Below are 25,551 nucleotides of genomic sequence, written 5' to 3'. Positions count from 1 at the left end.
GCTAATGGGCTTTGTTGTTGTTTTTGATGTCGTGAAGTTTCGCATTCGTTACCCAGAGTTTTCTTCTGTCAGTGATGTTCTGCTGGATACCTATTTTACTGAAGCAACACTCTATCTTAACAATACGGCCCAAAGCCCAGTTAGTGATCTTGAGCAACGCGCAATGTTACTGAATATACTTGTTGCTCATATTGCTGAACTTAATCGTTTATCTGCTAGCGGAACAGCGGCCAATCCGCTCGTGGGGCGGGTTAGCAGCGCAAGCGAGGGGCCTGTTTCCGTTTCGGCTGATATGGGCGCTGTGAGTGAACGTGCTGCTTGGTTCTTGCAGACGAAATACGGGGCTATGTACTGGCAGGCAACAGCGCAATACAGAACTATGCGTTACATCCCCGGCAGCTCTCCCTCTCACTATCCGTCATATTACTATCCACGGACTCAATGGAGGCGCTAATGTCGAGCAGTATCAAGGGGGGTGATGCAGCAAAACGCTACTTAAAGCAATTAGCTAAAAGAGTGGGTGAAGGCAAAAAATTGCGGGCTGGTTTTTTCAAAAATGTGACTTATCCCGATGGCACTTCGGTTGCAATGGTGGCAATCAGTAATGAGATTGGTGATCCGAGTCGCAACAGGCGGCCCCGCCCGTTTTTTCGTAACACTATCAACGAACATGCTAATGAATGGGGTGATACTGTCGCACAGTGTCTGAGGGATAATGGTATGAGCGGAGATGTGGCATTACGAATGACCGGGGAAGTTATTAAGGGGCAAATTCAGCAATCCATTCGTTCTTTCACTTCACCGGCTAATGAAAAATCAACTATAGCTAAAAAGGGATTTGATGCGCCGTTACGTCACACAAAACATATGCTAAATAGTGTTGATTATGTGGTTGATGAGGGGAACGAATGAACCTGCACCATATTGTATCTGGTGCTGTTGGGGTTGTTAATCCTCACTCGCCTGGAGAGATACGGGTAAGTGTGGGATATGATATAGCACCCAGTGGCAAGCAAATCCCGAAATACATTACAACACCCGTTACCGCACAAATCCAGCCACTTACTTTTACTGATCTGCAACATACAAACGGTTTGAATATTCAGGGCATACTCAAAGCGGCTTATGTGAATGGCAATTTTAATGCTGTCAACCGCCCCAGGCAGCAAGGGGGTGATCTGCTGATTATTAATGGTGAAGTGTGGTTGATAGTGCAGATTTTGGAAGCGTGGCCGGATTGGTGCAAATTCGCTGTTACATTGCAGCGTGGGGAGTAATAGTGGCAACGATAAGTGTAACACAAGACGATATAACAACCGCATTACGCGGTTTTTTAATGGCCTTAATACCTAAGCGTAGCGTTATTTTGTCTCAAATAAATCGCTCACCGATGCCGGATAGTGATTTTATTGTTATGACACCATTGAACAGCACTGGTTTATCAACAAGTGTAGTGATCTATAACGCACCAGCAGCGGCAGGTATGGGGGAGAATCTAATCACTCGGACGACACGCTGGACATGTCAAATTGACTGTTACGGTCAGTTCGCTCATGAGGATGCTTACATTATTGCAACGACAGTGCGTACTGAACATGCAAGTGAGCTATTCAAGAGATCAGGTATCGATATGGTACCGCTCTATGCAAGCGATCCGATTCAGACGACGATGATTAATGGTGAACAGCAATATGAGTCGCGTTGGACATTTGAATTTACCGCTCAAATCAACCCCGTTGTGACAACAGAGCAACTATTTTTCGACAGTATTACGCTGAATACTAAAACAGTGGAGTCTATTCATGGCAATTCCAATCAGTAAAGACGTGAGAATTAATCCGGGGGTGCTGTCGGCAGCGGGTAATGCTGTTGATCTCAATGGATTATTACTGACAGATAATATATATGCACCCGTTGGTGCGGTGTTGTCATTCTCGACTAAAGAAGATGTGGCGGCATATTTCGGTGGTGCATCCGAAGAATATAGCATGGCGGCTATTTATTTTTCAGGGTACAACAACTGTACAAAGACACCCGGCCAATTACTGTTTTCGCGATTTAATCGAGCGGCAGTATCGGCCTGGTTACGTTCAGGTTCTTTTAATGGGGTAGCCATTACCGATCTGCAAAAAATGTCCGGTACGTTGAAACTCAATATCAATGGTGCAGCAATAAATGCCGCAATCAATCTTGATGGGGTTAAATCCTTTGCGGATGCAGCAAAGAGCATTGAAACAGCAATTGGTAAGGCAGTAACGGTTGTGTTCGATACCACCCGTAAAGCTTTCATCATCAATGTTGCCTCTGGCAGCATTAAACCGGAAGATACAAGTATCACCTATGGTACTGGTGATGGGGCCGAGGCTCTTAAGTTCACTGGCGCACTAGGGGCAACGGTTTCTCAGGGGGCTACGGTGTCGGCGGTTCCTGATCTATTTGCCGTGATTAAAACGCAGTCTCAGCAATGGGCCGGTTTTACGACGGTATTTGAATGCACAGATGAACAGCATCTTGCATTATCCGCGTGGGCTAGTAGTCAGGCATATCGCTATTTCTATGTTGCCTGGACAACAAGCGGCACGGCAAAAGTGAAAGGCAGCCAGGAAACTCTCGCCCATAAAATTATTGGTATTAATCGCTACGGGAGTGTCGTTCCTGTTTTCTGCTCTGATAATATGAAACCGGCAGCGGTATTAGGTTATGCGGCAGTACTGGATTTTGAGCGAACGGAGGGGCGTGTTCCGTTTAAATTCAGAGAATTGAATGGCCTCAGTCCGGATGTGATCGATTCTGATGTTTATGATGCATTGATTGCTAATGGATATAACTTCTATGGCAATTATGCCGCCAATAACATCACCGAAAATTATTGGGCTGATGGCACAATAACCGGTGATTTTAAGTGGTTAGATTCCTTCTGTGGTCAAATCTGGTTGAATGCGAACTTGCAAGGTGCGGTTATTGCCTTGTTCAAATCCAACAAGACTATCCCTTATAACACGGCTGGCCGTGCGCTGGTGGAAGCCTCAATGAGTGATGTTATCCAGCGGTTTAAGTTGTGGGGCGGTATCCGATCAGGCGTAACATTATCGGCTGCACAAAAGCTGGAAATTATTAACGCCGTGGGAACTGATGTTTCAACGTCAATAATCGCGAAGGGTTATTACTTGTATATCGGGGAAATGTCTGCTTCTATGCGTGCAAATCGCACCAGCCCAAGCTGTACACTGTGGTATTGCGACGGTGGCAGTATTCAGAAATTCGAAATGGCATCTACGGAGGTTCAATAATGTCAGACACAATCACTTCTGCTGATGCGGTCATTACCCTGACAGTCACTAATTTATATCCGTCTGGTGTGCAATTACAGGGATTTGCGGCAGATAACATTTTCGAAACTGAGGCGTTAGATTTGGCTGAAACGGTACGTGGGGCGGACGGTAAACTGTCAGCGGGTTTTATCTACGGCAATATCAATCAGACGATCCATATTATGCCTGATTCGGAAAGTCGCACCATTTTTGATACTTGGGCGACGACATCACGTACTAGCGTTGCTGTGTTCAGATGTAATGCGACGGTTATTCTTCCGGCCATCGGGCGTAAATACACATTGGTGAACGGCGTTCTGAAGCAATGGAAAACTATGCCGGACGCAGGAAAGGTTTTACAAGCGGCACAGGCCGTCATTGAGTGGGAATCAATAACAGGTGAGGCATATAGCTAATGGCACGTAAAGAAACCTTCATCACTATGAATGATGATAACCGCGACAAAGGAAAGCTTTTTTACATTCAGGAAATGCCCGCTTCACAGGCTGAATGGTGGGCTATTCGTGCATTGATGGCAATGGGGAGAGAAGGGTTGGATATCCCCGATAATTTTCGGGATTTAGGCATGGCTGCATTAGCGGTGGTTGGATTGAAAGCAATTTCTCGCATTGCTCCTGATGAAGCCAGGCCACTACTTGATGAACTGATGGGCTGTGTACAGATGGTCCCGAACCCGGCAGATAAAAAAATCAAGCGTGAACTGATCGACAGTGACATTGAAGAAATTGTTACCCGGCTGAAATTGCGTGCAGAGGTGCTTAAGTTACACGTGGGTTTTTTCAAAACCGCCGACCAATCGTAATCCCGCCGCGCTATTCCAGTATCTCAAAGCCATTCGGTATCGTCAGTTATACAAATGTCCCAGGCACAATAGCGACCGTTATCTCATCAGGAAGAGCGACACTCCATGAGCTGGATACAGTTTATGGCGTGGAGGATCTTTGGCAGTTAATTGAGATTGTTCAGGTCGATAATCACAATGCTTACGTTTTACAGCAGGGTAAAAACTGATGGCAAACATTATAGATGAACTTGTTATAACTCTGGGACTGGACGCGACTGAATTTAGTGCAGGTGAAACCGCGGTAATTGCCGGGATCGGTGGTTTGGCTCAGGTGATGCAAAAACTGGTTGACTCGTTTAATGATGGCGAAAAGAAAACCAGTAAATCATTAGACAAAACCGGCAAGAAAACTGAAAAAGTGGCAAAAGAAATGGAGACGGCAGGAAAGAAAGCCGCCTCTTTCTTTTCCAGCATAAAGGGTCAGATCCTGGCTTTGGCGGGTGTTACGGTCTCACTCGGTGGACTGAAAAGTTTTGTGACCAGCTTTACCGGCAATCTCAATCAGTTAAGTACTGCTGCTGATGCATTCGGCATGTCGGCTAAGGCGCTTGATGGCTGGACAAAAGCGGGTCAAGCATTCGGGGTGAGCGCAAATGAGATTGTCGGGGCATTTTCACGCATTAATGATGCCAAAGCCCGGTTAAAATCAGGTGTTGCGCTTGATCCGGCTCTTGAGACGCTGTTAAAAACGGCGTCACAAGCGGGTGTGGATATTGATATTACCTCAGAAAGTACCGAATCCATCATGCGCAAGCTGACCGGTGTTTTTCCCAGGCTCAATAAAGATCAACAACAAGCTTATGGCGGTGAACTGGGATTCGGTTACGCCGCGCAGCAGTGGTTCTCATCCGGTCATGCACTCAAAGATGTGGATAAATTTACAGCCAATTCAGGTGTAGATGATAAATCTGTTGTCGCTGCGCGTCGTTTCCGTGAACAGTGGACAGAGATAAGCCAGAGTTTTGAGAAAACAGGCTACATTCTGTTTAATGCCCTTTTGCCATACATCAATCAATTCAATATCTGGCTGAAGGATTTAGCCGATTGGATGAATAAGCATCCGGAAGAGATTAAAAAAGCGGTCAGCGGTTTTCTCGATAAGATGAGTGTTATTATTTCAGTCGCTAATCAGGCTGCGGATGCGGTAGGCGGTTGGAGTAATGTCATCATTGGTCTGATTGGGTTGAAGTTTGCGGGATGGCTATGGGGAATTTATCGCGCGGCTTCATCCATGCTGAAAATGGGGAAAGGTGGCGGCGGATTGCTAGGCAAAGGGGCTATAGGGAAAGCTGGGATATATGGCGCTATCGGGTATGCGTTATATGATCCTGTAGAGTCAGTCGCGACTTCGATTGTCGGAGAGGAGGCCAAAAATACACTGGATTCGTATGGGGTTTATCTGGCAAGCGACTGGACGCCTTTTTTTAGTAAAAAAGAATATGAAGCTTATCAGGCAAAACTGGAGGGCAAAGCCTCTAAGCCAGATAAGACCGTAGTTAAAGAAGTCAAAGAGGAAGAAAAACGCAGCGAAAACGACCGGATTATTCGGGCAGAAGATGAACGACAGCAGCGGCTGGAATACAGCAATAATTGGTTAAAAACCGCGTTAGATAAGCTGACCGATTCAATTAATAAGTTAATTGATTTGTTGATCCCTCAAGCTGTGACAGATGAAATGTCATCCTTTGATAATACATCAAATACTACCGGCATGAAATTACTGGGTTGGCTATCACCGAAATTAGCGCAGCTTGAGCAGCAGTTCGGGTTACCGGAGGGTTTGTTACGTAGTGTTGCCATGACGGAATCGGGAGGTAATCAGTATGCTGTATCCAAAGCAGGTGCCAGGGGCTTATTTCAATTTATGCCAGGTACAGCTAGAAATTTTGGGTTAAAGGATGATGACGTCTTTGATCCGGTGAAATCTTCGGAGGCTGCGGCAAAATATTTATCTCAGCTAATGAGAATGTTTGATGGCGATTTGAGTAAAGCGCTGGCGGCTTATAACTGGGGACAGGGAAATGTTCTTCGTAAAGGACTGGGTGCCGCACCAAAAGAAACCCGCGATTATATTCCAAAAGTCTTGGCGAATATGCCGCAACCTGGCGCTCATGTGGCGGCACAACGTTATTCGAATACGGTAAATAACAACCGAACCTCCTCTGTTTCTGAGAGTTACCATATCGGAACTATTCAAGTCAGCTCTAACGCTAACAACGTAAAAGGCGTGGTTGACGATGCCCGACAGAAAATAGGTGGATCAACGCTGGCAACAAGCTATTCAACGGGGGTAACCGGATAATGGCATTTTCTCTCAATCAAACAACGGTACTTAGCGCGTTCCGTAGCGGCAATCTGCTGTCTGCTGTTAACAGTATGATATCCCCAGGGTATGGTATTTATTATGCATCCGGACAGAACGTTGGTGATAAGCCGTTTACGCCCACCTCATTCATTGCAGTAGAAGTCACACGAGAGGCATCTATCACCACTGCACCGATAGAGAAAGGTGGCTACACATCGTACAACAAAGTGCAGCGGCCCGGTGAAGTTCATGTGACATTTTCATTTGAAGGATGGACCGGTTTTTCTGGTTCTGTGCCTAACTTAACAAACCTCACCCTAACTTCGCGTTCTGATGTTCTTGAAGCGTTAGATAAGATGGTATCCAGTGCCGAAATTTACGATATCGAAACACCCGATACCACTTACACAAGTTACGATTTGATTAAGTACGATTATCGGATAAAGCAGGATAACGGCGTCACATTGCTGATTGTGACCGCAGTTTTCCAAGCCGTACAAGACATTGCTGAAGTGACGATGAGCAGCAATGTTGCTAATAAGTCAAATACAACAAAGAATGAGACGGCTAAAGGTCCAAGCAAAAACACTGAACAAAAAACAGGTGCAACAAAACACGCCACATTATCCGATGTCAAAAAGGCCCTGACCGGATTAAAAAAATCGGTTTCCAGTGCTGCAACACAAGTTGCCGATAAAGTTTCATCCGGCTTCCAGCGTGCGACAGAGACGATTACCGGTCCGTTAAATGATTCTGTATTGAGTGCCACTAACCACCTCAATGATGCAGTAGAAGAATTATCGAGGAAATTGACGTGATTGAAATAGCGCTCAGGGCGGCCAAGGCTCAAGAGTTCACGGTGACATTGAATGAGCAGTCATGCATGATACGTCTCAATCAACGTAGCACCGGTTTATATATGGACTTAACTGTAAATGATAAACCTGTATTGCAGGGAGTTGTGTGTCTCAACTGCAATAAAATGGTTCGTTACAGTTACTTACGATTCCAGGGTGAGTTGTTTTTTGCTGATCTGGATGGTTCATCTGATCCCCTTTGGGAAGGGTTAGGGCAGCGCTACAAATTATATTACCTTTTCCCAAGAGAGGTGACTCCATGACGTACAAGCAACGCAATATCAAAGTTGAATTTCAGCTAGTTGACGGCAAGACATTTGATGATAGCGGTAACAATATACTGACTATCGAAAATGCACGCGCTTATGTCAACATAGCGGCGTGGGGCGGCATATCAGGGACACAAATAACATTACAAATCTGGGGGTTAACAACCAGTCAAATGGCAACGTTGAGCTATCGAGGGATCTGGATTGGTAGTGCAAAATTCAACTTAATGCGTGTATGGGCGGATGGTAATGCCATATTCGAGGGTTTTATCAGTGATGCTTATGCAGATTTTAATCAGTTACCTGACACCCCCCTGACGATAACAGCCAGTGTGATGTTTGGCCTGAGAGCAAAGGAAGTTGAACCGTTCACTGCATCGGGAGATGTCGATATTGTCGATATTATTACTGCGATGGCTAAAAAAGCCGATCTAACGGTTGAAAACTATGGCGCCAAAGGTGTTATCTCAAATCCTAATTTTACTGGAAATGTTGTTAATCAAATCCAGCAAGCCGCAAATGCGTTAGATATAGACACTGACTTCAGGATTGATAAAGTGACTATTTGGCCGCATGGTCAACCGAAAGTTGAAAAATTGTTATTTACGTCTTCCAAATATGGGTTGATTGGCTATCCCATATTTACTGGCGTGGGAATAACAGCAACTATTCTTTTCAGTAATGAAATTATTTTAGGTCGTAAGATACAAATAGAAACCTCTTTACCGAATGCTAGCGGCACTTATCTGATAACAGGGGCGGAGCACTATCTTACATCCTGGCTTGATGGTGGTCAGTGGCACACATCATTTAATGGTACTCCCGTAAAAGAGGAGGGTGACAACAATGCCAAAATTAACAACAAAGCCGGCTGATTTTTATAGTGAGGCGAATACCCTTGATTTTGTTATGAGGCAATTTCTTAGTCAGCATGTTTTTATCACTTTGGGTCTTATCATTAAATCGAATGGGAAAACCGTAGATGTCAAGCCGATGGTGCATAATATGACGGGAACCGGGAGAAAAATCGAGAATGGAATAATCTATAATGTTCCAATATTTCGCCTCCAGCGTGGTAACAGTGCTGTCATTATGAATCCAGTGATTGGTGATATTGGTCTAATTGCTATCTGTGATCGTGATATCAGTAGCGTCAGAGCAACAAAAGCACCGGCATTGCCAGGTTCAAAAAGAACACATAATTATTCAGATGCAATTTATCTGGGGGGTGTTTTAAACGCAGAGCCACAACAATATATTGAATTTTCAGATAATCAGATAAATATTGTTTCACCGAATAAAATTAACGTAGTCGCACCGACAACGGAAATTACTTCGTCAAATTCAATCACAATGAACTCACCATCTATTATATTAAATGGTGCGGTTATTCAAGGTGGTGGTGGTAACGGTGGAAATGCAACATTCGGTGGAACCGTAACAGCGAAGGGTGAAATTACAGGAGATGGGGTTAGACTTTCATCGCACATTCATGGCGGTGTAAAATCTGGAGGTTCAAAAACCAACAAACCGGAATAAAAATATGTGTAGAAATCTAACATTAAATATTATTGTTGCGGGGGCTTTGTTTGCCAGCGTGTTTAGCGCCGGGGCAGAAAACAGTGACATTTCTCGGCAGGAAAAGATTTCCGCTATGTGTATGTCCCAGTCTATATTCCAGCAGTATGCCGCGAGTGCAGGACTGAACTATATAGATCCTTCTACTCCCGCAGAAGAGGTCCTGTTACGAACAGGAAGTTACTCGATTGAAAGCCCGGTATATAAAGCTCAAAAGGAAAATGCTGTAAATCAAGGAATAAAATTGATGCTAAACGAGAAACAAGTAATGAATGTTATCCGGTATTACTATGAGAACCGTGATGAAGCAATGTTGTCTCAGGGAGAAGAGGCTTCATCCGTTTTTCAGCAGCTATGTGTCGTTAATCCAAAGCGTTATCTTCCTAGCTACAACACGTTAAAAGCAGCGGGAAAAATATAGAATCTGTTGGTTTTTAAACCTCCAGGCCAAGGATGGCTCAAATCTGAGCCATCATGCTAAGCGTGTTTAGCGGGTTTGATTAAGCTTTCCGCTGGTATTCCGAACATTTTATGTAAATTCCATACCATCGGTAGCGTAAGGCTACGTTTGCGATTAAGTATTTCGTATACACGATTGACTTTACCGATGGCGGGTACCAGGTCTTTTGCTGTTAACCCAGATTGTTCCATTCTGAATTTTATAGCTTCAATCGGGTCTGGCGGGTCAATCGGAAAATGCTCAGTCTCATATGCTTCAATCAGCAAAACCATGACTTCTATGTAATCAAATTCAGGAGAACCGATTTCTGGTTGGTTATCAAAAAGTGGCGAAACAGCCTTCAATGCTGCTTGATAGTCTTGTTCGGTGCGGATGGGTTTAATATGCATGATTTACTCCGGTTCTACGGTATTGGCATCTATAGCATCGTATTGCTTATGTGTGCCAATGAATTTTACGTACACCCAGCCAGCGGGGTAAAAGATGGAAACTATCAGGCGGTAGCTATTCCCTTTAATGTTAAATACCACGCGATTGTTTTTTAGAATACTCGCATTGCGGTACTGGGCTTTAATTTCAGCAGGGGTTTTCCAAGTTGCTTTCTTGGCCTCGTCAAACCATGCTTTTAACTGTTGTTCAGCATCGGGATACGTTTCCCAGAACTGTTTTAATGTACTGACTGAGATGATTTTCATAAAGTTATATTAGTCCCAATTTGGGACAAAAGCAACTGTTTATGCCGCTAATTGCGGTTTTTTTATTTCTATAAGGATCGAAAATGCAAACTCACTCATTTCTTCTTGATATCAAATCATGGGATTTAACGTTAGATGATTCTGGAAATATCGCTATTACTGATAACCCTTATGCTGTGGCTCAGGATGTCGCTTGTGCCTGTAGTACATATCTGGGTGAGTGTTGGTACGACACAACATTGGGTATTCCTTATTACCAGCGAATTTTGGGACATTGGCCGGGAACTCAACTAATCAACAGCAAAATGCAACAAGAAGCAGTGAAGCTACCTTATGTTCAATCTGCCATTTGTAAGGTTATAAACGGGAACGAAAGAACTATTGCGGGCACGATGACAATAACGGACATGAATAATCAATCAACGGTGGTAAATTTCTGATGACTAACTCTGTAGTACTGACAACAAGTGTTCCAAGTGTAACCTTTACAAAGACAGGTCTAACTGTACCCGACGAAGTTGATATTTTAAATGGGCGGCTAAATGATTTAGCTACCGCAATGGGCGGTGCAATGAGTACCAGTTTAACAACACCGCAGGGTCAAATGGCAATGAGTGATACGGCTGTCATTGCTGACAAGAACGATCAGTTACTTGCTATCGTCAATCAAATTAACCCGGATTATGCAACCGGACGTTTCCAAGATGCCATTGGGCGGATTTATTTTTTAGACCGAATTCCAGCATCGGGAACAACGGTAACAGCAACATGCACTGGGTTCGTTAATACAGTTATTCCAATTGGTAGTATTGCTCAAGATAAAAAAGGGTATCTTTATCATTCAATAACAGAGGCTAAGATCCCTGACAGCGGCTCTGTTGATGTTGTTTTCCAAAACTCAACAACAGGGCCGTTAGCATGCCAAATTGATGATTTGAACACGATTTATAGCTCGGTACCAGGCTGGTCTGGTATCAGTAATGCGAGTGCTGGCGTACCTGGCACAGATGAGGAAACTCGTGCTAATTTTGAGTATCGTCGTAAACAATCTGTTGCTAAAAATGCGACAAACTCATTACATGCCATTTATGCGGCAATATTAGCAGTAAATGGGGTAGCAGATTCATACGTTATTTCAAATGATACTTCGGTAGTAAAAACAGTCGGGGTATCAAAATACAAAATAGCGCCAAACTCTCTTTATATTGCTGTGTATGGGGGAAAGACTGAGGATGTCGCTAGAGCAATCTGGAAGAAAAAGCCTCCAGGTATTCCTACGAACGGGAATACAACTCACACCATTGTGGATGATGAAAACTATGTTCAGCCTTACCCTGAATATGAAATTAAATATGTGATACCGACGCCCATTCGTGTTTATGTTGACGTCTCACTTGCTGATAGCGATTACCTTCCTGCTGATATTGAAACGCAAGTTAAATCAGCTATAGCGCAAGCATTTAACGGTGAAGATGGTGGAACGCGAGCAAGAATAGCATCTACATTATTTGCTGGTAGATATTATTCAGGCGTTTATAACATAGATACATCAAGTGTTGATATTTACAGCATTACACTTAGCCGTGACGGTACTACTTATTCAACATCAATTAGTTTTGGTATTGATGAAATCCCAACGCTTGACACAGATAATATATTCGTGAAATTAGTAGGCTCATAAATGGAAAATGTGGAAGCAACTATTCTTGCTCAGTATGCCGCTAGCCCAAAACTCAACTCACTTATTCGAAGTTTCAATGCTGCTGTTTCCTCTAATGAATTTATTAATACATTTTACGACCTGATTTGGAATATTGACACGGCAAACACGTATGGGCTGGATGTGTGGGGAAAAATAGTGAATGTTAGCAGGCGGCTGACTGTTAATGAAAATGCAAAATATTTGGGCTTTGGTGAAGCTTTGCTGGGCGTCCCGACAACAACAGATCCAAATCCATTTGACCAGGCGCCATTTTACGCCGGGGAATCAAAAACAAAAACTATTGAACTATCAGATCAGATGTATCGAAAGCTGATTATGATGAAAGCCATGTCAAATATATCTGATTGCACTATACCAAACATCAACAGAATGCTTGTTTATATGTTTAGCGATAGCGGACGCGCATATATCACTGATGATGGAAATATGAAGATGAGTTATGTATTTGAATTTCAGCTATCAACAGCAGAATTAGCAATTGTTCAAACATCAGGAGCGCTGCCATATCCGGCAGGTGTTAGTGTCTCAATCGTTCAAAGGATACCAACAAGTGAAATCAACTGAAAAGCCTATTCTTATTACTGTTCCGTTCGCAAAAGATGGGAATTATAACGAAATTGCAACAAAGTCTACTGAAAATAGTTTGGCGAAAGGCATAGCTACATATCAGAGCGGTTTTCCCCCGTTAACGATGACAGCAATATCTGCTGGTGGAATTGCCCCATCTGGCAAGGATATGAACGGGATATTGAATGATATTACTGCCGCAATACGTTATTCAATGTCTGGTGGCCTGTATTCGTATGATGCTGATTTTAGCGCTGCCACTGATGGTTATCCTAAAGGGGCTATTGTTGCCAGTTATGATGGAAGTAAAATTTGGTGGAATGGGGTAGAAGATAACAATACAGATCCGGATAGTACATTAGCTTCCGGTTGGAAAAATCTGTTAGCAGATCCTAACGGGTTATTTCTACAGAAAGCCAATAACTTATCTGATATTAATAACAAAGCGACAGCGCGTAATAATTTAGGACTGGGAGAGCTTGCAACTCAAGATTTTATTCCCGATGCCACATTAGCCCAAAAAGGAATTATTCAGCTTACTGACAAAACAGGCAACAGTAATATACTTGCAGCAACTCAGAAACTTGCTTCCGATGTAAATGATAATGCAAATAGTAAACTCGCTAAAAATCAAAATGGCGCTGACATCTTCAATAAAACTGAATTTGTAAAAAATATCGGTTTATCGGAAACGGTAGAATTGGCGAAAAGTGCCGTGCCGAGTAGTCGGAAAATTAACGGGAAGCCGTTGGCTGGGGATATTAGTTTGAATGCTGAAGATGTGGGAAGTTATGCTAAATCTGAGAGCGATAATACTTTCTTGCGTATTTCTAGCAATAAAACCGCAACTGTTGGCAGTTTACTGATTGACAGTAAAACTCCTTTTCCTAAATTGCGTTTCAAATCGAAAGATGGGTATGTATTGGGAATTAACGGTTCTGAAGGGAAATTGTTGCATATCTATTCTGACGATCCCAAAAATCAGCGGCGTTACAATATATTAACGCCTGAGAAAAGTGGTACTCTTGCATTACAAAATACAGCTATAAAATCCGAAAATGGTTGGTGGCAATGTGGAGATACGGGGATAATTATTCAATGGGTTAAAGTCCCATCAGCTCAACAATCATGGATAAAGGTAAATTATCCAATTTCTTTTAAAAATAAGCTTTTTGGCTATATTGCAAGCATGTCGAGTATCAATACATCAACTGGTCACACATTAGTACGTAATGCAACACTATCGACATTTGAATATCAAGCAGGCACTCCCAACAATGATGAGAATCCAGGCAAAGTTGTACATATATTATTTTGGGGGGTATAAATGGTCTATTTTTCCAGAAAAGAATGTGTTTTTTATAATGAAGCTCATGAAGAGTGTGTTGAAATAACAGCAGAAAAACATAATGAATTACTTGACGGTCAATCGCGCGGTTTTGCTATCGTCAGTGATAAAGACGGTTATCCCATTCTTACAAAACAAGCGCCATCTGTTTACCACAAATGGGATAGTGAAAAGTGGATAATATCAGAAAGTGATAAAATAAAGCTCAGACGGGAACAGCAGCAGCAAGCAGAACATAAGAAACAGCAACTTATGCTCACTGTAAGTAAACAGATCGCTCCGTTACAAGATGCTGTAGATTTGGGGATGTCGAGTGATGAGGAAAAATCGCTGTTAGCAGAGTTAAAAAAATATAGAGTATTATTGAACCGCGTTGATGTTAATTCAGCCTCAGATATTAACTGGCCCGAAAAACCCTTAGAATCATGGAATTAGGGCCAATTGAACCGACCCCCAATAGCTAGATAAGTCTAATCAAATGTGGTTTTTCTGCACTACTCTGATTGAATCGTCATCAAAATGTTGGATAACCATCCAACATTTAAAGGTGTAGTCCATTTATGCTTTAGTCTATTAGATAATCATCAACCCACCAGGATAATACTTAATCCAGTCAATAGCAGCATTGGGGTTAAATGGCTCAATACTCAGTCCTTCCAGGCATTGCCAGAGTTCCTGGGTGTTCTGGGCGGTAATAACAATACAGTCCGGCATCACCCGGATTTTTAGTGGCATTCCGAAGGTAAATCCCGCCTCCTGTAACCATTTTCCTTTTAAAGAAATACCGTTTTTAGCTACCTTGCCAAAACGTTCAGCTTGGGAAATTCGCTGAATTGTTTTATTATCGCGTTTAGCCATAATTAACTACCTTATATAGTTAGTTGTGGTAAGCAGGGTTATCGGGTTGCAGCCCGGTAGCTCTGCGTCAGTGAAAATAGTCTCTCAATGTTGGATTATGAACGATAGGTCACTTTTCTGCAATAAAAATGTGACCTATAGTTTACCTAGACTTTTCGTTTTCAGGTAGTCCATTGAGGGCATCATTCCAGTGTTGATCCCGTTCTATATTATTCACTATTTTGCTGATCCATGTTTCTGATTTGCCCCACCGTATAGCCAGTTCGCGGCGCGTCCAGCCTTTTCGTTTCATTTCAGACTTAAACAATTCTGGCGGTATACGTTTCAAAATTACTCCACAAATATAAACTGTTTATCGGCACATCATAGTATAGCCATTTCGCCGATAGGGTGACATTGGTAAATAAAATGACCGTTTAAGTGGCACAAACCGAACTCCATGAACATAGGATATGCCACACCAGAAATACCGATTACTAAGGCGATTGTATATGAAGTTGAGTTACATGTGTGCATCAGAAGCTGGTGGTATCAGGTGCTGGATTTATAAATAATGCCATATGAAGCAGAGATCTGATGAAGCATTTTATTTTGCACTACGCATTATGATAGAGGTGTTGGCCCTTGTTAATGAGTATAGTATTAACACCTGACTGTGAGGAGTTGGTTGCTGTGCTACGGGCATAAAAAAACCAACCTAATTATGGTTGGTTTTTCCAAAAGCTCCGCGGCTCCTTTGCGTATTCTTTTGTGTCCCTTCATCGTCCGGTCAGTGTCCAATCAACTTTGCTAACTCGCTGTTTTTAAAGCTGTTGTCCTATCACTGTCCCTACTAATTTGGTGGAGCTGGCGGGAGTTGAACCCGCGTCCGAAATTCCTACATCCTTGGTACTACATGCTTAGTCTAATCTTTACATTCGCTTGCCAGCTGCGGATAGACACGCCACTAACAAACTAGCCTGATTAGGTTTAACGCTTCAACCCCAGGCAAGGCATCCACGCGATCTCTTTTGGGTTTGACCTCTCTTGATCCCCGTCCTAAGAGCGGAGGCTAGGGAGAGAGGGCTCTGCGCAGGTTATTAAGCTGCCAGTGCGTATTTTTCGTCGTTTGCGACTATTTTTTTGCGGCTTTTTACGAGGCCAACCGCCCCTCGGCATGCACCTTGGGTTTCGCGAATCCCGTCGAATCCAGAATCAGCCCCAAGTGTCTTAAAAGCAAGTATATCAGAATATTAAACTATAATGCCAGAATTTATCGCCCAGCATTCTTCATAATACGTGCTTTGTCTAATTTCCATTCACGTTCTTTAATGTCCGAACGTTTGTCGTGTGCCTTTTTACCCTTTGCTACGCCAATTTTGACCTTGCACCAGGCGTTTTTCCAATAGAGAGATAAGGCAACAACGGTATAACCTTCACGATTAACTCGACCGTATAATGAGTCAAGTTCGCGCTGGTTAAGTAAGAGTTTGCGTGAACGCATTGGATCACAGACGACATGGGAAGAAGCTACATTTAACGGGGTGATGGTGGCGCCAAAAAGATAAGCGTCGCCATCTTTGAGCAAAACGTAACTGTCGCTGATGTTGGCTTTACCAGCGCGCAGTGATTTGACTTCCCATCCTTGTAACGAGAGACCCGCTTCAAATTCTTCTTCAATGAAGTATTCGTGACGAGCTCGTCTATTCATGGCAATGGTTGCCGAACCGGGTTTGTGTGCTTTTTTCTTTGTCATAGTGTATGCATTATACTGAATGCTTTGGTGAAAGAAATCTTTTCCCGCGCATATTTGCTGATTAATGAGTGTTTATTGCATTATACGCTGACAGATTTTTCTTTGATCACGTATAGGTGATATTATTCACTACAATTAAGCCTTACAGGAAATTATATGCCACAGATTAGTCGCTCTGCGTTAGTACCATTCAGCGTGGAACAAATGTACAGATTGGTCAATGATATCGGTTCTTACCCGGATTTTTTACCGGGATGTGTCGGTAGTCGGGTGTTGAGTGTTAGCAGTAATGAAATGACCGCATCAGTCGATGTTTCAAAAGCGGGTATAAGCAAGACTTTTGTTACCCGGAATATTCTGGCCGATAATCAAAGTATCAATATGCAACTGGTAGACGGGCCGTTTCGTAAGTTGATGGGAGGCTGGCAGTTTATACCACTGAGTGAAAGTGCCTGTAAAGTTGAGTTGCACCTTGATTTTGAATTCACTAATAAACTGATTGAACTGGCTTTCGGTAAGATATTTAAGGAATTGGCTGGAAGTATGGTGCAAGCTTTTACCCTGCGTGCACGCGAGGTTTATCGTGTCTGATATCAATATTGAAGTCGTTTATGCATTGCCTGATCGCCAATATCTGCGTACGGTGAAATTAGCTCAAGGCGCAACTGTTGAACAGGCAATAGTTGCATCAGGCTTGCTGACTTTGCGTAATGATATTGATCTGCAAAAGAATAAAATCGGAGTTTATAGCCGCCCTGTCAAGTTGACGGATATTTTGGAAGAAGGTGATAGGGTGGAAATTTACCGCCCATTATTGGCTGATCCAAAAGAAATGCGTCGTAAGCGTGCTGAGCGGGCTAAAAATAATGCTCAATAATGACCATAGACAGTCAGCCATCTATTTTTTTGACTGACTGTCTATTTATATCTCTTTGGTTATTGGAGATCTTCGGTAAGTGAGTTTTCGTTTTTAATGTCAGTCAGTACACCATTACTGTCAAATGTCAGTGTCAGAGTTTGCTGAGTCACTTTTTCGTGCCCAGGTTGTTGACGAAATACATAAAACCACGTTTGAGTCCCAAACGGGTCTTGTAACATTGGTGTTCCTAATGTGTAAGCTACCTGTTGCTGGGTCATTCCCTTGTGGATTTTTGATACACTAGCAGGTGTTAGGTAGTTCCCCTGATTAATGTCAGGGCGATAAACAGCCCGTTCCAACGTAGAGCAACCCGCAGTCAGCATGACAAATGATACAGCAGCGGCAGTCAACATTTTACAGCGCATGGTAATTACATTCCTTTAGGAGTCAGGGTGTTGATAATAATAGACCTTGACGAGATTGAAAACCTTTACAAGCTTTAGCTATGACCCTAAATATACGCAAAAGTTGTGTCAAATTACGCTGCTAGCAGCTCTTTGGCGTTTGCCAGGGTATTTTTTGTCACTTCACTGCCTGCGAGAAGCCGCGCCAGCTCTTGTAATCTGGCTTTTTTATCCAGCAGCTGCATTTGGGTTTCAGTTTCTTCACCGTCAGTCTGTTTACTGACATAAAAATGTTGGTGACCGCAACCGGCTACTTGAGGCAGGTGAGTGACACACATAACCTGCGTAGATTCGCCTAATTCACGTAACATACGGCCGACGATTGCGGCTGTCGGACCGCTGATACCGACATCCACTTCATCGAAAATCAAGGCGGAAGTTTCCATTTTCTTAGCTGTTATAACCTGAATCGCCAGTGCAATACGGGAAAGTTCACCACCTGAAGCGACTTTTGCGAGAGCTTGATGTGGCTGACCGGGGTTAGTGGTGACATTAAATTCAACTTTATCTGAACCATCGGCATTTAGATGTTCAGGTGCAAAAGAGACATCAATGGTAAAGCGACCATGAGGCATAGCGAGTTGATGCATACTGTGAGTAATGAGCCCACTTAGTTCTTTGGCATATTGCTGACGAACCAGATGCAATTTTTCTGCAACTTCCAGTGCTTGTTTATAGTGTTTATTAACTTGCTCACTAAGGTGGGTACAGTCATCTTCTTGTTGCGCCAACAATTGTTGTTCTTCCAGTAGTTGTTGATGCAGTGAAGGAAGTTCTTCCGGTGCAACGTGGTGTTTACGGGCCACTCTAATTTGTTGTGAAATTTTTTGTTCCAGTTCAAAGAGACGATTTGGGTCCATATCCAGTTGATCACCGTAGTGGCGGAGTTCATCGCTGACTTCATTAATCTGAATGGATGCTTCTTCCAACATAGTGAGTAGTTGACTGAATTTATCATCCATAGTGATGAGTTCTGTCAGTTCGTGTTTGGCGTAATTCAATAGGCTGATAATATTTTGTTCATCGTTGTCACTGAGTAATTGGAGTGCGGTTTGGCTGACAGAGAGTAACTGACCACGGTTTGCTAGCCGTTTATATTCATTATCTTGTTCCTGATATTCACCTGGTTGCGGCGCCAACTCATTGAGCTCTTTTAAGTGATACTCCAGTAACTGTTGACGAGATTGACGTTCAAGCGCCTGTTGTTGGAATCGAGCCAGATCCTGACAGCTTTGGTGCCATTGCTGATATGCCTGTTTCATTTCATTTTGTAGGTTGGATTGATTAGCGTAAGTATCAAGCAGGCGTTTTTGGTGACCATTATTCAATAGTAATTGATGAGCGTGTTGACCGTGAATTTGAATAAGGTGGGTACCTAGTTCACGTAATTGGGAAATCGGTACGGCAGTGCCATTAATAAAGCCTCTGGAGCGGCCATCTGACGTTATTGTGCGGCGTAGTAAGCATTCATTACTGTCATCCAGTTGGTGTGCTTCTAACCATTGACGAGCAGAAGGCGTATCAGAAAGAGAAAAGCGGGCGCAAATATCAGCACGAGAAGCCCCGCTACGTACCATATTGGCCTCGCCACGATTACCCAAACATAACCCTAATGCATCAATTGCGATGGATTTACCCGCGCCGGTTTCACCCGTGATGGCTGTCATACCTGGCTGGAAGTCTATTTCAAGCTCACGAACAATGGCAAAATTGTTAATGGTTAACTGGGTAATCATCACACTTCTCCTGTGTATAAAAACACCTCTGTATCTTCATACAGTATAAACTGGTTTTTTATACAGTAAAGTAGTGAAGCCTAATTTTTTTAGAACATTTTTTTAGACCAGCTTAGTTTTGTACTTAATGTGTTGAAGTAATTATAGTCTTTAGGATGAATGAGATTGAGTTTCTGTTTACTGCGGCTAATAATTACATCTTCTCCATCCTGTATAGGCAGAACTATTTGGCTATCACAACTAACTTCATAGTCGTTGCTATTTTGGGAAAATTTCAGCCTGATGCTGCTTTCACTACTGATGACCAATGGCCGGGAAGACAATGTATGTGGAAACATTGGCACCAGGACGATAGCATCCAGATTTGGAGTCAGAATTGGCCCACCTGCGGAAAGTGAGTAAGCTGTGGAACCAGTTGGCGTTGCGATAATCAGTCCGTCAGAACGTTGGGAAAAGGCAAAACGTTCATCAATATAGACTTCGAATTCAATCATATGCGCCACTTTCCCTGGATGGAGCACGACTTCGTTGATTGCGGTACTAATACGGGGTTTTTGGCCGTTTCTTCTGACTTGGGCTTCTAGCAGGAAGCGGTGTTCATTTCGGTATTCACCATCTAATACTTCAGAAAGTTGCTGTAGGGCATTATCAGGATCTAAGTCCGTCAGAAAACCTAGATTGCCTCTGTTTATGCCAATGACTTTAATGTCATAACGGGAAAGGACCCGGGCAGCACCCAACATATTGCCGTCGCCACCAACGACGACAGCTAAATCAGCTTGTTTACCAATTTCGGTCAGACCACCAGTCTGTGCATCTTTTAAACCAATGTCTTTGGCGACTTGACGATCAATAATGACAGAGTAACCTTTGGATTTTAACCAATGATACAGCATCTCATGAGTAGCAAGTGCTTCTGGGTGGCGAGGATGACCAACAATACCTATGCATTTGAATCTTTTATTCATCGTTGTAATTTCCTTCCTAGCAAGAGGTTTTATCCTCACAATATGGCGGGTTCCCTTGAATCCCTAGTTTAGATCCCCATAATAGGCTAAGTAGCGAGATTAATGCCAAATACGCGGAGATATTCATGAGTAGTAAAGAACAAAAAATGCCTGACGAGCAAGTCTCGGAAGATATGGAAGTTGTATCTGAACAGCAAAACAGTGCGGATAAAGCAGAAGCATCAGAGACTGAAAGCGTTGTTGATTCGCGTGTCGCAGAGTTGGAAGAACAGCTCAAGCAGGCGCAACAGCGTGAACGTGATGCCATTTTGCGTGCTAAGGCTGAAGTTGAAAATATCCGTCGTCGTACTGAACAAGATGTGGAAAAAGCCCATAAGTTTGCGTTAGAAAGGTTTGCCAATGAACTGCTACCAGTGATTGATAATCTTGAGCGCGCTTTGGAGGCAGTAGATCGTACTAATACCGAAATAGCGCCTATGGTTGAAGGCATCGAGCTGACGTTGAAGTCTTTCCTTGGGGCTGTGGGGAAATTTGGTATTGAAGTTGTTGGCGACACAAATATTCCTTTTAATCCTGAAATTCATCAGGCCATGACCATGATGGAATCCGATCAGCATGAACCGAATCATGTCATGATGGTCATGCAGAAAGGGTATACCTTAAATGGCCGTTTGTTGCGCCCGGCAATGGTAGCCGTATCGAAGTAATTTTAGTTCAGTAATAAGTATCAATGCCGCTCCAACAGGGGCGGCATTTCTTTACTGTGGCAACTCAGGTGTCCAGTTAATTGGTGCGATGCCTTGTTTTTCTAGCAATGCATTGGCTTTTGAAAAGTGTTTGCAGCCAAAGAACCCTCTGTGGGCCGATAACGGCGATGGATGAGGCGCTTTGAGAACATGGTGTTTATTAGCATCAATAAAGTAGCCCTTTTTCTGAGCATGGGACCCCCAAAGCAGAAAAACGACGCCTGAACGGTGCTCGTTGATAGCGGCAATGACTTTATCCGTGAAAGTTTCCCACCCCAGATTCGCGTGGGAGTGTGCATTACCACGTTCTACGGTGAGTACGGTATTGAGTAGTAACACTCCTTGTTTAGCCCAACTGATTAGGCAGCCATGATTTGGATACTGAAAGTCAGGTATATCGGATGCCAGTTCTTTGTACATATTAACCAGTGACGGTGGTGCAGGGATACCCGGTTGCACAGAAAAAGAGAGGCCGTGTGCTTGATTAGGGCCGTGGTAAGGGTCTTGCCCAAGTATTACCACCTTAATATCAGCCAATTCGGTGTAGCGGAATGCATTAAATACATCTTGTTGTGGCGGATAAATAGTTTTACCTGCCTGACGTTCTTTTGCGACATAGGCCAGTGTGTCGAGAAAGTAAGGTTGTTTTTTCTCGTTACCGATTACGTCGTGCCATGTGAGAGGTGCGGGCATAGCAAATCCTTTTTATATGATTACCAAATGGATATTAGCTTACCGATTACAAAATCAGAGGAAAACCTTTGATGCACACTAAAACTAACTTTTTGATAACTATTTCAATGCTGTAAAGTATTTTTGAAAGTTTATCCAAAGAATTGCTTTGTGGTTAGCTATAGAAACTTATTTAAAACATAAGGTAGCAATATGTTTTATAGTAACTATATGAAATTAACTGTTCTGAATCAATGAGTATCCTCATTTGTGCGGGTATATAGGAATCGGACATATTGGCTTGACCCAATAATTAAGATAACTCATTGATAATTTGGTTTATTGTGCGAACGTAGAGATAGAAATGATTAAAGGTATTCAACACAGTGAAGGGCCAGATTGTGGTTAAGGATAAGCTGGATCGTTTGAATATTGTATGAAGCTAAAACAGTATTTGTTGTAAGTAGTCAGTTCCTTTGACTCTTTTCTGGCTATTTATTGACAAATAATAGGTAGAAATTTCTCTGTTATTAGGGAGAAGAATCACAATTGATTAATTTTATTAACAAAATTTAAACATTGATTTAACTTAATAGCATCCCCTGCCGATAGATTAGTTGTACTAATTAGATCGTCGATTATTTTCAGCTATCTTTAGGGGAATTTTATGAGTTTATCAATTGAAATGAATCTATCAGTCGATTCAAGTTTTCCCGTTTTAAATAATCTTCAACTTGTTACACCGTCTTCTGTTCCAGGCCAGAATATTGAAAAAGCGACCACAGAAGTTTTTTCCCTCTCTGAAACAACTAAACAAAGTAATAGAGTCTATCAATCATTAATTAATGAACAAAATATTAACATTAATTTAAAATCAATCACAGGAATTAAGTCTGAACAAATTAGTGGTAAGCAATCTCATGAAATTGATTATATGTTGACCTTAATTTCTGATGATGTCTACATACGCACCACGATGGGAATAGGTGATTATGTTCGTCTTTCTGATGGTGAATTATTAAAGGCAGGAATAGAACCGGCAAATTTAAGGGATGAGACAACGGGTTTTCAGGCAGGTATTTATCGGAATGACGATCTCTATATAGTTGCTTTTGTGGGCACTAATGATTTGAAGGATATATTAACTAATTTACGACAAGGTTTTGGATTTGATGAAGCTCAATATCATCAAGCCATTGATTTAGCTCGTACCGCCAGAATGGCATTTGGGGAAAACTTATTATTTACCGGGCACTCTTTGGGAGGGGGATTAGCCGCAACAGCCGCATTATCAGTTGGAAAGCCTGCGGTAATATTTAATTCAGCCGGTGTTTCTGACAATATGATGAAAAATTTAGGTCTTTCACCTCAAGAGGGGAGGGCTATCGCTGAAAATGGATTAGTACGTCATTATGTTGTGGAACATGATTTGCTTGATGTATTACAACAGAAACTGCCCGTATCTCAGCCGATAGGACATAAAATCTTACTGAAATATAATGATAATTCAGGAGAATCAGATCAAGGGTTTCCTCATAATCTGATACGTGGACTAAAAGCACATTCTCTTAAAAAGATGCTGGAATTATTAACGATATACAAACCTTGGTCATCTTTAAATGATGAACCGCAAGAAGAATCTCTAGTCATGCTTAATGCACCTGATTTGAGTGTTTCCGCATAATTAAAGAGAGGCGCGATGAAAATTGGCGAAGTAATTGAGCCTGAATCGGAACTGGATTGTCAGCGGAGTGAAGAAAATATAACTCCGTTACAATGGGCGATATTCAATCAGCGAATGGATGATGTTAATAATTTACTGAAGGAAGGCGCTGATCCTACTCAACTTGGTTTACAACAAGAAAGTGCTTTACATACGGCTGCGAAAATTGGCAACTCTGATTATCTCAAATCTTTATTATCAGTGGCGCCTGATGTGAATATTATGCATCCTGTAACCTTAGCGACACCTTTACAAGTTGCGGTTCAGGTAGGGAGAAAAATGCAGGTTGAATTATTGTTGGCTGCCGGCGCTAATCCTAATCAGGCTAATCGGATTGGAGATACTCCGTTACATATTGCAGCCAAAATTAATTCGCCAGAACTGGTGCTGATATTGTTGAAGTCAGGCGCTGATCCTAAATTGCAAAACAAGCAGCAATCAACGTTCCAGATGTATTTCAATCTCACACCGCTAAAAGCGCGGAGCTGTGAGATGCAAGCGGAATATGAAAAAGTCAATCATTGGCTGAAAGCTCAGCAAATCAACCGGTATTATTTGAAGTAAGATAAAAACGGGCTATTTGGCCCGTTATTTGTTATTTAAATATCAAATAAATAAGTAACTATTTGAGTATTGATGCTAACAGATGGAGATTTATTTATAATGCACTTTGATGTGCAAAATCTGCCATCATTGTAATTTTTGGTGAGAAAACTAATAATTTACCCAGACATCGTATGTGATGAGTTCTTATGTGATTGAAGATATCAATTATTGATAGAAAATTGAAGGAAATTACTATACATGTATATGATTTTAAATTATATTTTACCTTCATCAAACTCAATGAGAAATGCATAGATATTATTGATACTGGGTTTATGAAAAGACTAGGGTATTTTATAATTGAAGGGAAAAATATAAACTGATTAGGGTTTGTAAACTCAGAGGAAAAATTAATGCTGGAAATTTTGCTGAAAGACTTATTTATTACATCAACGATACTGATTAGCTCAGCTTCATTATTCCTTTCAGGCGAGATAAAGAATAATGATTCATTTCTTAGTAAAGATGAGGTTATGTTGTCTTTTGAAGCTACAGGTGGCTTTGGACATGAAATGGGGGGAGTAACGGGAAGTATTAATGACGTTAAAATATCTTCGGTAGGAGAGCTTTCTTTCATGAAATTATGTATGTCAGGCTCTGATTATTCTCTCACTTTATTGTCAGATCTTAAAAAATCTGTTGAAGTCGATGCGTTTAATAATGATTATACGATAGGGCGTTGGGTGATGGGAATGTATCGTCTTGATTGGGGAGGAACAAACGAAATAGTAAGAATCGAATATCCTATTCATTATATTGTTGGTAAGCCCCTTACTGCATATGGTACCTTGCCAAAAGGTAAAGGTGGAATTAAAGAATGTAAGTTTGTAGATGCTTCTCAACCAACTTTATTGAATGTAGGTACTAATATATTGCAAAGAATAGAAACATCTGGAAAGTTAAATCTCGAAACTGGGATTTTTGATTTTACTATTGGGTTTTCTATCGGTAATAGAATGGTTGAGTTTAAAAAGAGTTCTGATATCGGTGAGACAACGACGGATATAAATAATAATGATGCAAGATATTCTCTTTATGCTTTTGGTAAAGATCTGACATCCCCTTTTATTGGATTAAACTATATGTTTCGATATATGAAAAATAATAAAATCGCAACAATTGAAGGTATTATTGTTTATAAATGCGATTAGATTTTTATATGGCATGTTTGAATCTAATGAAGAGGATTTAATATGCCTTGAATAG

The 25,551-nt window shown here is 42.0% G+C and carries 32 protein-coding genes and 1 other RNA gene; 24 read left to right on the top strand and 9 right to left on the bottom strand.

Annotated elements, in window-relative coordinates:
• Positions 1–4 precede the first annotated feature (4 nt).
• From TI10_RS05210 to TI10_RS05145, 13 genes are all read left to right on the top strand, one after another.
• Positions 5–454 carry a DUF4054 domain-containing protein gene (locus tag TI10_RS05210; protein WP_049582228.1) on the top strand — a complete coding sequence of 150 codons (450 nt, stop codon included), beginning with the start codon at positions 5–7 and terminating at the stop codon, positions 452–454.
• A complete protein-coding gene (locus TI10_RS05205) occupies positions 454–912 on the top strand; it encodes a hypothetical protein (protein WP_049582227.1) in 459 nt (152 codons plus the stop codon). Before TI10_RS05210 ends, TI10_RS05205 begins: the two co-directional genes overlap by 1 nt.
• A complete protein-coding gene (locus tag TI10_RS05200) occupies positions 909–1,277 on the top strand; it encodes a hypothetical protein (RefSeq protein WP_049582226.1) in 369 nt (122 codons plus the stop codon). Before TI10_RS05205 ends, TI10_RS05200 begins: the two co-directional genes overlap by 4 nt.
• 2 nt (positions 1,278–1,279) lie before the next feature.
• On the top strand, positions 1,280–1,822 hold the full coding sequence (locus tag TI10_RS05195; RefSeq protein WP_080984995.1) for a phage neck terminator protein: 543 nt from the start codon (positions 1,280–1,282) through the stop codon (positions 1,820–1,822).
• A complete protein-coding gene (locus TI10_RS05190) occupies positions 1,803–3,290 on the top strand; it encodes a DUF3383 domain-containing protein (protein ID WP_049582225.1) in 1,488 nt (495 codons plus the stop codon). The genes TI10_RS05195 and TI10_RS05190 overlap by 20 nt, the downstream gene beginning before the upstream one ends.
• On the top strand, positions 3,290–3,727 hold the full coding sequence (locus TI10_RS05185; protein WP_036770760.1) for a phage tail fiber protein: 438 nt from the start codon (positions 3,290–3,292) through the stop codon (positions 3,725–3,727). Before TI10_RS05190 ends, TI10_RS05185 begins: the two co-directional genes overlap by 1 nt.
• Complete coding sequence (locus TI10_RS05180; RefSeq protein WP_049582224.1) at positions 3,727–4,134, top strand: hypothetical protein; 408 nt, start codon at positions 3,727–3,729, stop codon at positions 4,132–4,134. The genes TI10_RS05185 and TI10_RS05180 overlap by 1 nt, the downstream gene beginning before the upstream one ends.
• A 208-nt stretch (positions 4,135–4,342) precedes the next feature.
• Entirely contained in the window at positions 4,343–6,478 is a 2,136-nt protein-coding gene (locus TI10_RS05170; RefSeq protein ID WP_049582222.1) for a lytic transglycosylase domain-containing protein, read from the top strand.
• Positions 6,478–7,299 carry a phage baseplate protein gene (locus TI10_RS05165; protein ID WP_049582221.1) on the top strand — a complete coding sequence of 274 codons (822 nt, stop codon included), beginning with the start codon at positions 6,478–6,480 and terminating at the stop codon, positions 7,297–7,299. The genes TI10_RS05170 and TI10_RS05165 overlap by 1 nt, the downstream gene beginning before the upstream one ends.
• Positions 7,296–7,601, top strand: coding sequence for a phage baseplate plug family protein (locus tag TI10_RS05160; protein WP_049582220.1), 306 nt, complete (start codon positions 7,296–7,298; stop codon positions 7,599–7,601). The genes TI10_RS05165 and TI10_RS05160 overlap by 4 nt, the downstream gene beginning before the upstream one ends.
• Complete coding sequence (locus tag TI10_RS05155; protein WP_049582219.1) at positions 7,598–8,482, top strand: baseplate hub protein; 885 nt, start codon at positions 7,598–7,600, stop codon at positions 8,480–8,482. The genes TI10_RS05160 and TI10_RS05155 overlap by 4 nt, the downstream gene beginning before the upstream one ends.
• On the top strand, positions 8,454–9,146 hold the full coding sequence (locus TI10_RS05150) for a Gp138 family membrane-puncturing spike protein (RefSeq protein ID WP_074524842.1): 693 nt from the start codon (positions 8,454–8,456) through the stop codon (positions 9,144–9,146). The genes TI10_RS05155 and TI10_RS05150 overlap by 29 nt, the downstream gene beginning before the upstream one ends.
• A 4-nt stretch (positions 9,147–9,150) precedes the next feature.
• Positions 9,151–9,606 (top strand): hypothetical protein, encoded by a 456-nt coding sequence (locus tag TI10_RS05145; protein ID WP_049582218.1) that lies wholly within the window; start codon positions 9,151–9,153, stop codon positions 9,604–9,606.
• Between the two features lie 56 nt (positions 9,607–9,662).
• Here TI10_RS05145 and TI10_RS05140 read toward each other — a convergent pair whose 3' ends face one another.
• Together TI10_RS05140 and TI10_RS05135 are read right to left on the bottom strand one after the other, a co-directional pair.
• The gene (locus TI10_RS05140; RefSeq protein WP_049582216.1) at positions 9,663–10,034 is read right to left on the bottom strand and encodes a helix-turn-helix domain-containing protein; all 372 of its coding nucleotides are present in this window, start codon (positions 10,032–10,034) and stop codon (positions 9,663–9,665) included.
• A 3-nt stretch (positions 10,035–10,037) separates the two neighbouring features.
• Positions 10,038–10,340, bottom strand: a complete 303-nt coding sequence (locus TI10_RS05135; protein WP_049582215.1) for a type II toxin-antitoxin system HigB family toxin — start codon at positions 10,338–10,340, stop codon at positions 10,038–10,040.
• 83 nt (positions 10,341–10,423) lie between these two features.
• Between TI10_RS05135 and TI10_RS05130 the strand changes: the two genes are divergently transcribed.
• Genes TI10_RS05130 through TI10_RS05110 form a run of 5 tightly spaced genes read left to right on the top strand, consistent with a single transcriptional unit; the run spans position 10,424 to position 14,413 of the window.
• Positions 10,424–10,780, top strand: coding sequence for a hypothetical protein (locus tag TI10_RS05130; RefSeq protein WP_049582214.1), 357 nt, complete (start codon positions 10,424–10,426; stop codon positions 10,778–10,780).
• Positions 10,780–12,021 (top strand): baseplate J/gp47 family protein, encoded by a 1,242-nt coding sequence (locus tag TI10_RS05125; RefSeq protein ID WP_049582213.1) that lies wholly within the window; start codon positions 10,780–10,782, stop codon positions 12,019–12,021. The genes TI10_RS05130 and TI10_RS05125 overlap by 1 nt, the downstream gene beginning before the upstream one ends.
• The gene (locus TI10_RS05120) at positions 12,022–12,627 is read left to right on the top strand and encodes a DUF2612 domain-containing protein (RefSeq protein ID WP_049582212.1); all 606 of its coding nucleotides are present in this window, start codon (positions 12,022–12,024) and stop codon (positions 12,625–12,627) included.
• The gene (locus tag TI10_RS23135; protein ID WP_053093421.1) at positions 12,614–13,957 is read left to right on the top strand and encodes a phage tail protein; all 1,344 of its coding nucleotides are present in this window, start codon (positions 12,614–12,616) and stop codon (positions 13,955–13,957) included. The genes TI10_RS05120 and TI10_RS23135 overlap by 14 nt, the downstream gene beginning before the upstream one ends.
• Positions 13,958–14,413 carry a tail fiber assembly protein gene (locus TI10_RS05110; protein WP_049582211.1) on the top strand — a complete coding sequence of 152 codons (456 nt, stop codon included), beginning with the start codon at positions 13,958–13,960 and terminating at the stop codon, positions 14,411–14,413.
• Positions 14,414–14,551: 138 nt separating this feature from the next.
• Here the strand turns inward: TI10_RS05110 and TI10_RS05105 are convergent, their stop codons facing one another.
• The 3 genes from TI10_RS05105 to smpB all read right to left on the bottom strand — a co-directional run bounded on the left by TI10_RS05105 (position 14,552) and on the right by smpB (position 16,571).
• A complete protein-coding gene (locus tag TI10_RS05105; protein ID WP_112876389.1) occupies positions 14,552–14,836 on the bottom strand; it encodes a SymE family type I addiction module toxin in 285 nt (94 codons plus the stop codon).
• 838 nt (positions 14,837–15,674) lie between these two features.
• Positions 15,675–16,038: a transfer-messenger RNA gene (ssrA, locus tag TI10_RS23475) on the bottom strand.
• 50 nt (positions 16,039–16,088) lie between these two features.
• On the bottom strand, positions 16,089–16,571 hold the full coding sequence (smpB, locus tag TI10_RS05095) for an SsrA-binding protein SmpB (protein ID WP_015833415.1): 483 nt from the start codon (positions 16,569–16,571) through the stop codon (positions 16,089–16,091).
• 156 nt (positions 16,572–16,727) lie between these two features.
• Between smpB and TI10_RS05090 the strand changes: the two genes are divergently transcribed.
• Positions 16,728–17,162 carry a type II toxin-antitoxin system RatA family toxin gene (locus TI10_RS05090; protein ID WP_049582209.1) on the top strand — a complete coding sequence of 145 codons (435 nt, stop codon included), beginning with the start codon at positions 16,728–16,730 and terminating at the stop codon, positions 17,160–17,162.
• Positions 17,155–17,448: an RnfH family protein gene (locus tag TI10_RS05085; RefSeq protein WP_049582208.1), complete on the top strand. Its 294-nt coding sequence runs from the start codon at positions 17,155–17,157 to the stop codon at positions 17,446–17,448. Before TI10_RS05090 ends, TI10_RS05085 begins: the two co-directional genes overlap by 8 nt.
• A gap of 59 nt (positions 17,449–17,507) precedes the next feature.
• On the opposite strand, the gene bamE is transcribed toward TI10_RS05085, so the two are convergent.
• The 3 genes from bamE to nadK all read right to left on the bottom strand — a co-directional run bounded on the left by bamE (position 17,508) and on the right by nadK (position 20,598).
• Positions 17,508–17,855: an outer membrane protein assembly factor BamE gene (gene bamE, locus TI10_RS05080; RefSeq protein ID WP_049582207.1), complete on the bottom strand. Its 348-nt coding sequence runs from the start codon at positions 17,853–17,855 to the stop codon at positions 17,508–17,510.
• A 113-nt stretch (positions 17,856–17,968) separates the two neighbouring features.
• On the bottom strand, positions 17,969–19,630 hold the full coding sequence (gene recN, locus TI10_RS05075; protein WP_049582206.1) for a DNA repair protein RecN: 1,662 nt from the start codon (positions 19,628–19,630) through the stop codon (positions 17,969–17,971).
• An 89-nt stretch (positions 19,631–19,719) separates the two neighbouring features.
• Positions 19,720–20,598 (bottom strand): NAD(+) kinase, encoded by an 879-nt coding sequence (gene nadK / locus TI10_RS05070; RefSeq protein WP_049582205.1) that lies wholly within the window; start codon positions 20,596–20,598, stop codon positions 19,720–19,722.
• Positions 20,599–20,723: 125 nt separating this feature from the next.
• Here nadK and grpE point away from each other — a divergent pair, with 125 nt between their 5' ends.
• Positions 20,724–21,305, top strand: coding sequence for a nucleotide exchange factor GrpE (grpE, locus tag TI10_RS05065; RefSeq protein ID WP_049582204.1), 582 nt, complete (start codon positions 20,724–20,726; stop codon positions 21,303–21,305).
• 51 nt (positions 21,306–21,356) lie between these two features.
• Here the strand turns inward: grpE and ung are convergent, their stop codons facing one another.
• Positions 21,357–22,037 carry a uracil-DNA glycosylase gene (gene ung, locus TI10_RS05060; RefSeq protein ID WP_049582203.1) on the bottom strand — a complete coding sequence of 227 codons (681 nt, stop codon included), beginning with the start codon at positions 22,035–22,037 and terminating at the stop codon, positions 21,357–21,359.
• Between the two features lie 646 nt (positions 22,038–22,683).
• Between ung and TI10_RS05055 the strand changes: the two genes are divergently transcribed.
• The 3 genes from TI10_RS05055 to TI10_RS05045 all read left to right on the top strand — a co-directional run bounded on the left by TI10_RS05055 (position 22,684) and on the right by TI10_RS05045 (position 25,496).
• Entirely contained in the window at positions 22,684–23,700 is a 1,017-nt protein-coding gene (locus tag TI10_RS05055) for a phospholipase (RefSeq protein ID WP_049582202.1), read from the top strand.
• Between the two features lie 15 nt (positions 23,701–23,715).
• The gene (locus tag TI10_RS05050; RefSeq protein ID WP_049582201.1) at positions 23,716–24,303 is read left to right on the top strand and encodes an ankyrin repeat domain-containing protein; all 588 of its coding nucleotides are present in this window, start codon (positions 23,716–23,718) and stop codon (positions 24,301–24,303) included.
• Positions 24,304–24,698: 395 nt separating this feature from the next.
• A complete protein-coding gene (locus TI10_RS05045; RefSeq protein WP_049582200.1) occupies positions 24,699–25,496 on the top strand; it encodes a hypothetical protein in 798 nt (265 codons plus the stop codon).
• The last annotated feature ends 55 nt before the right edge of the window (positions 25,497–25,551 follow it).

It is taken from the genome of Photorhabdus luminescens subsp. luminescens, assembly GCF_001083805.1.
GTDB classification, from domain to species: domain Bacteria; phylum Pseudomonadota; class Gammaproteobacteria; order Enterobacterales; family Enterobacteriaceae; genus Photorhabdus; species Photorhabdus luminescens.
The sequence above is the reverse complement of the archived record's forward strand: the minus strand, read 5'-3'. Positions and strand labels throughout refer to the sequence as shown.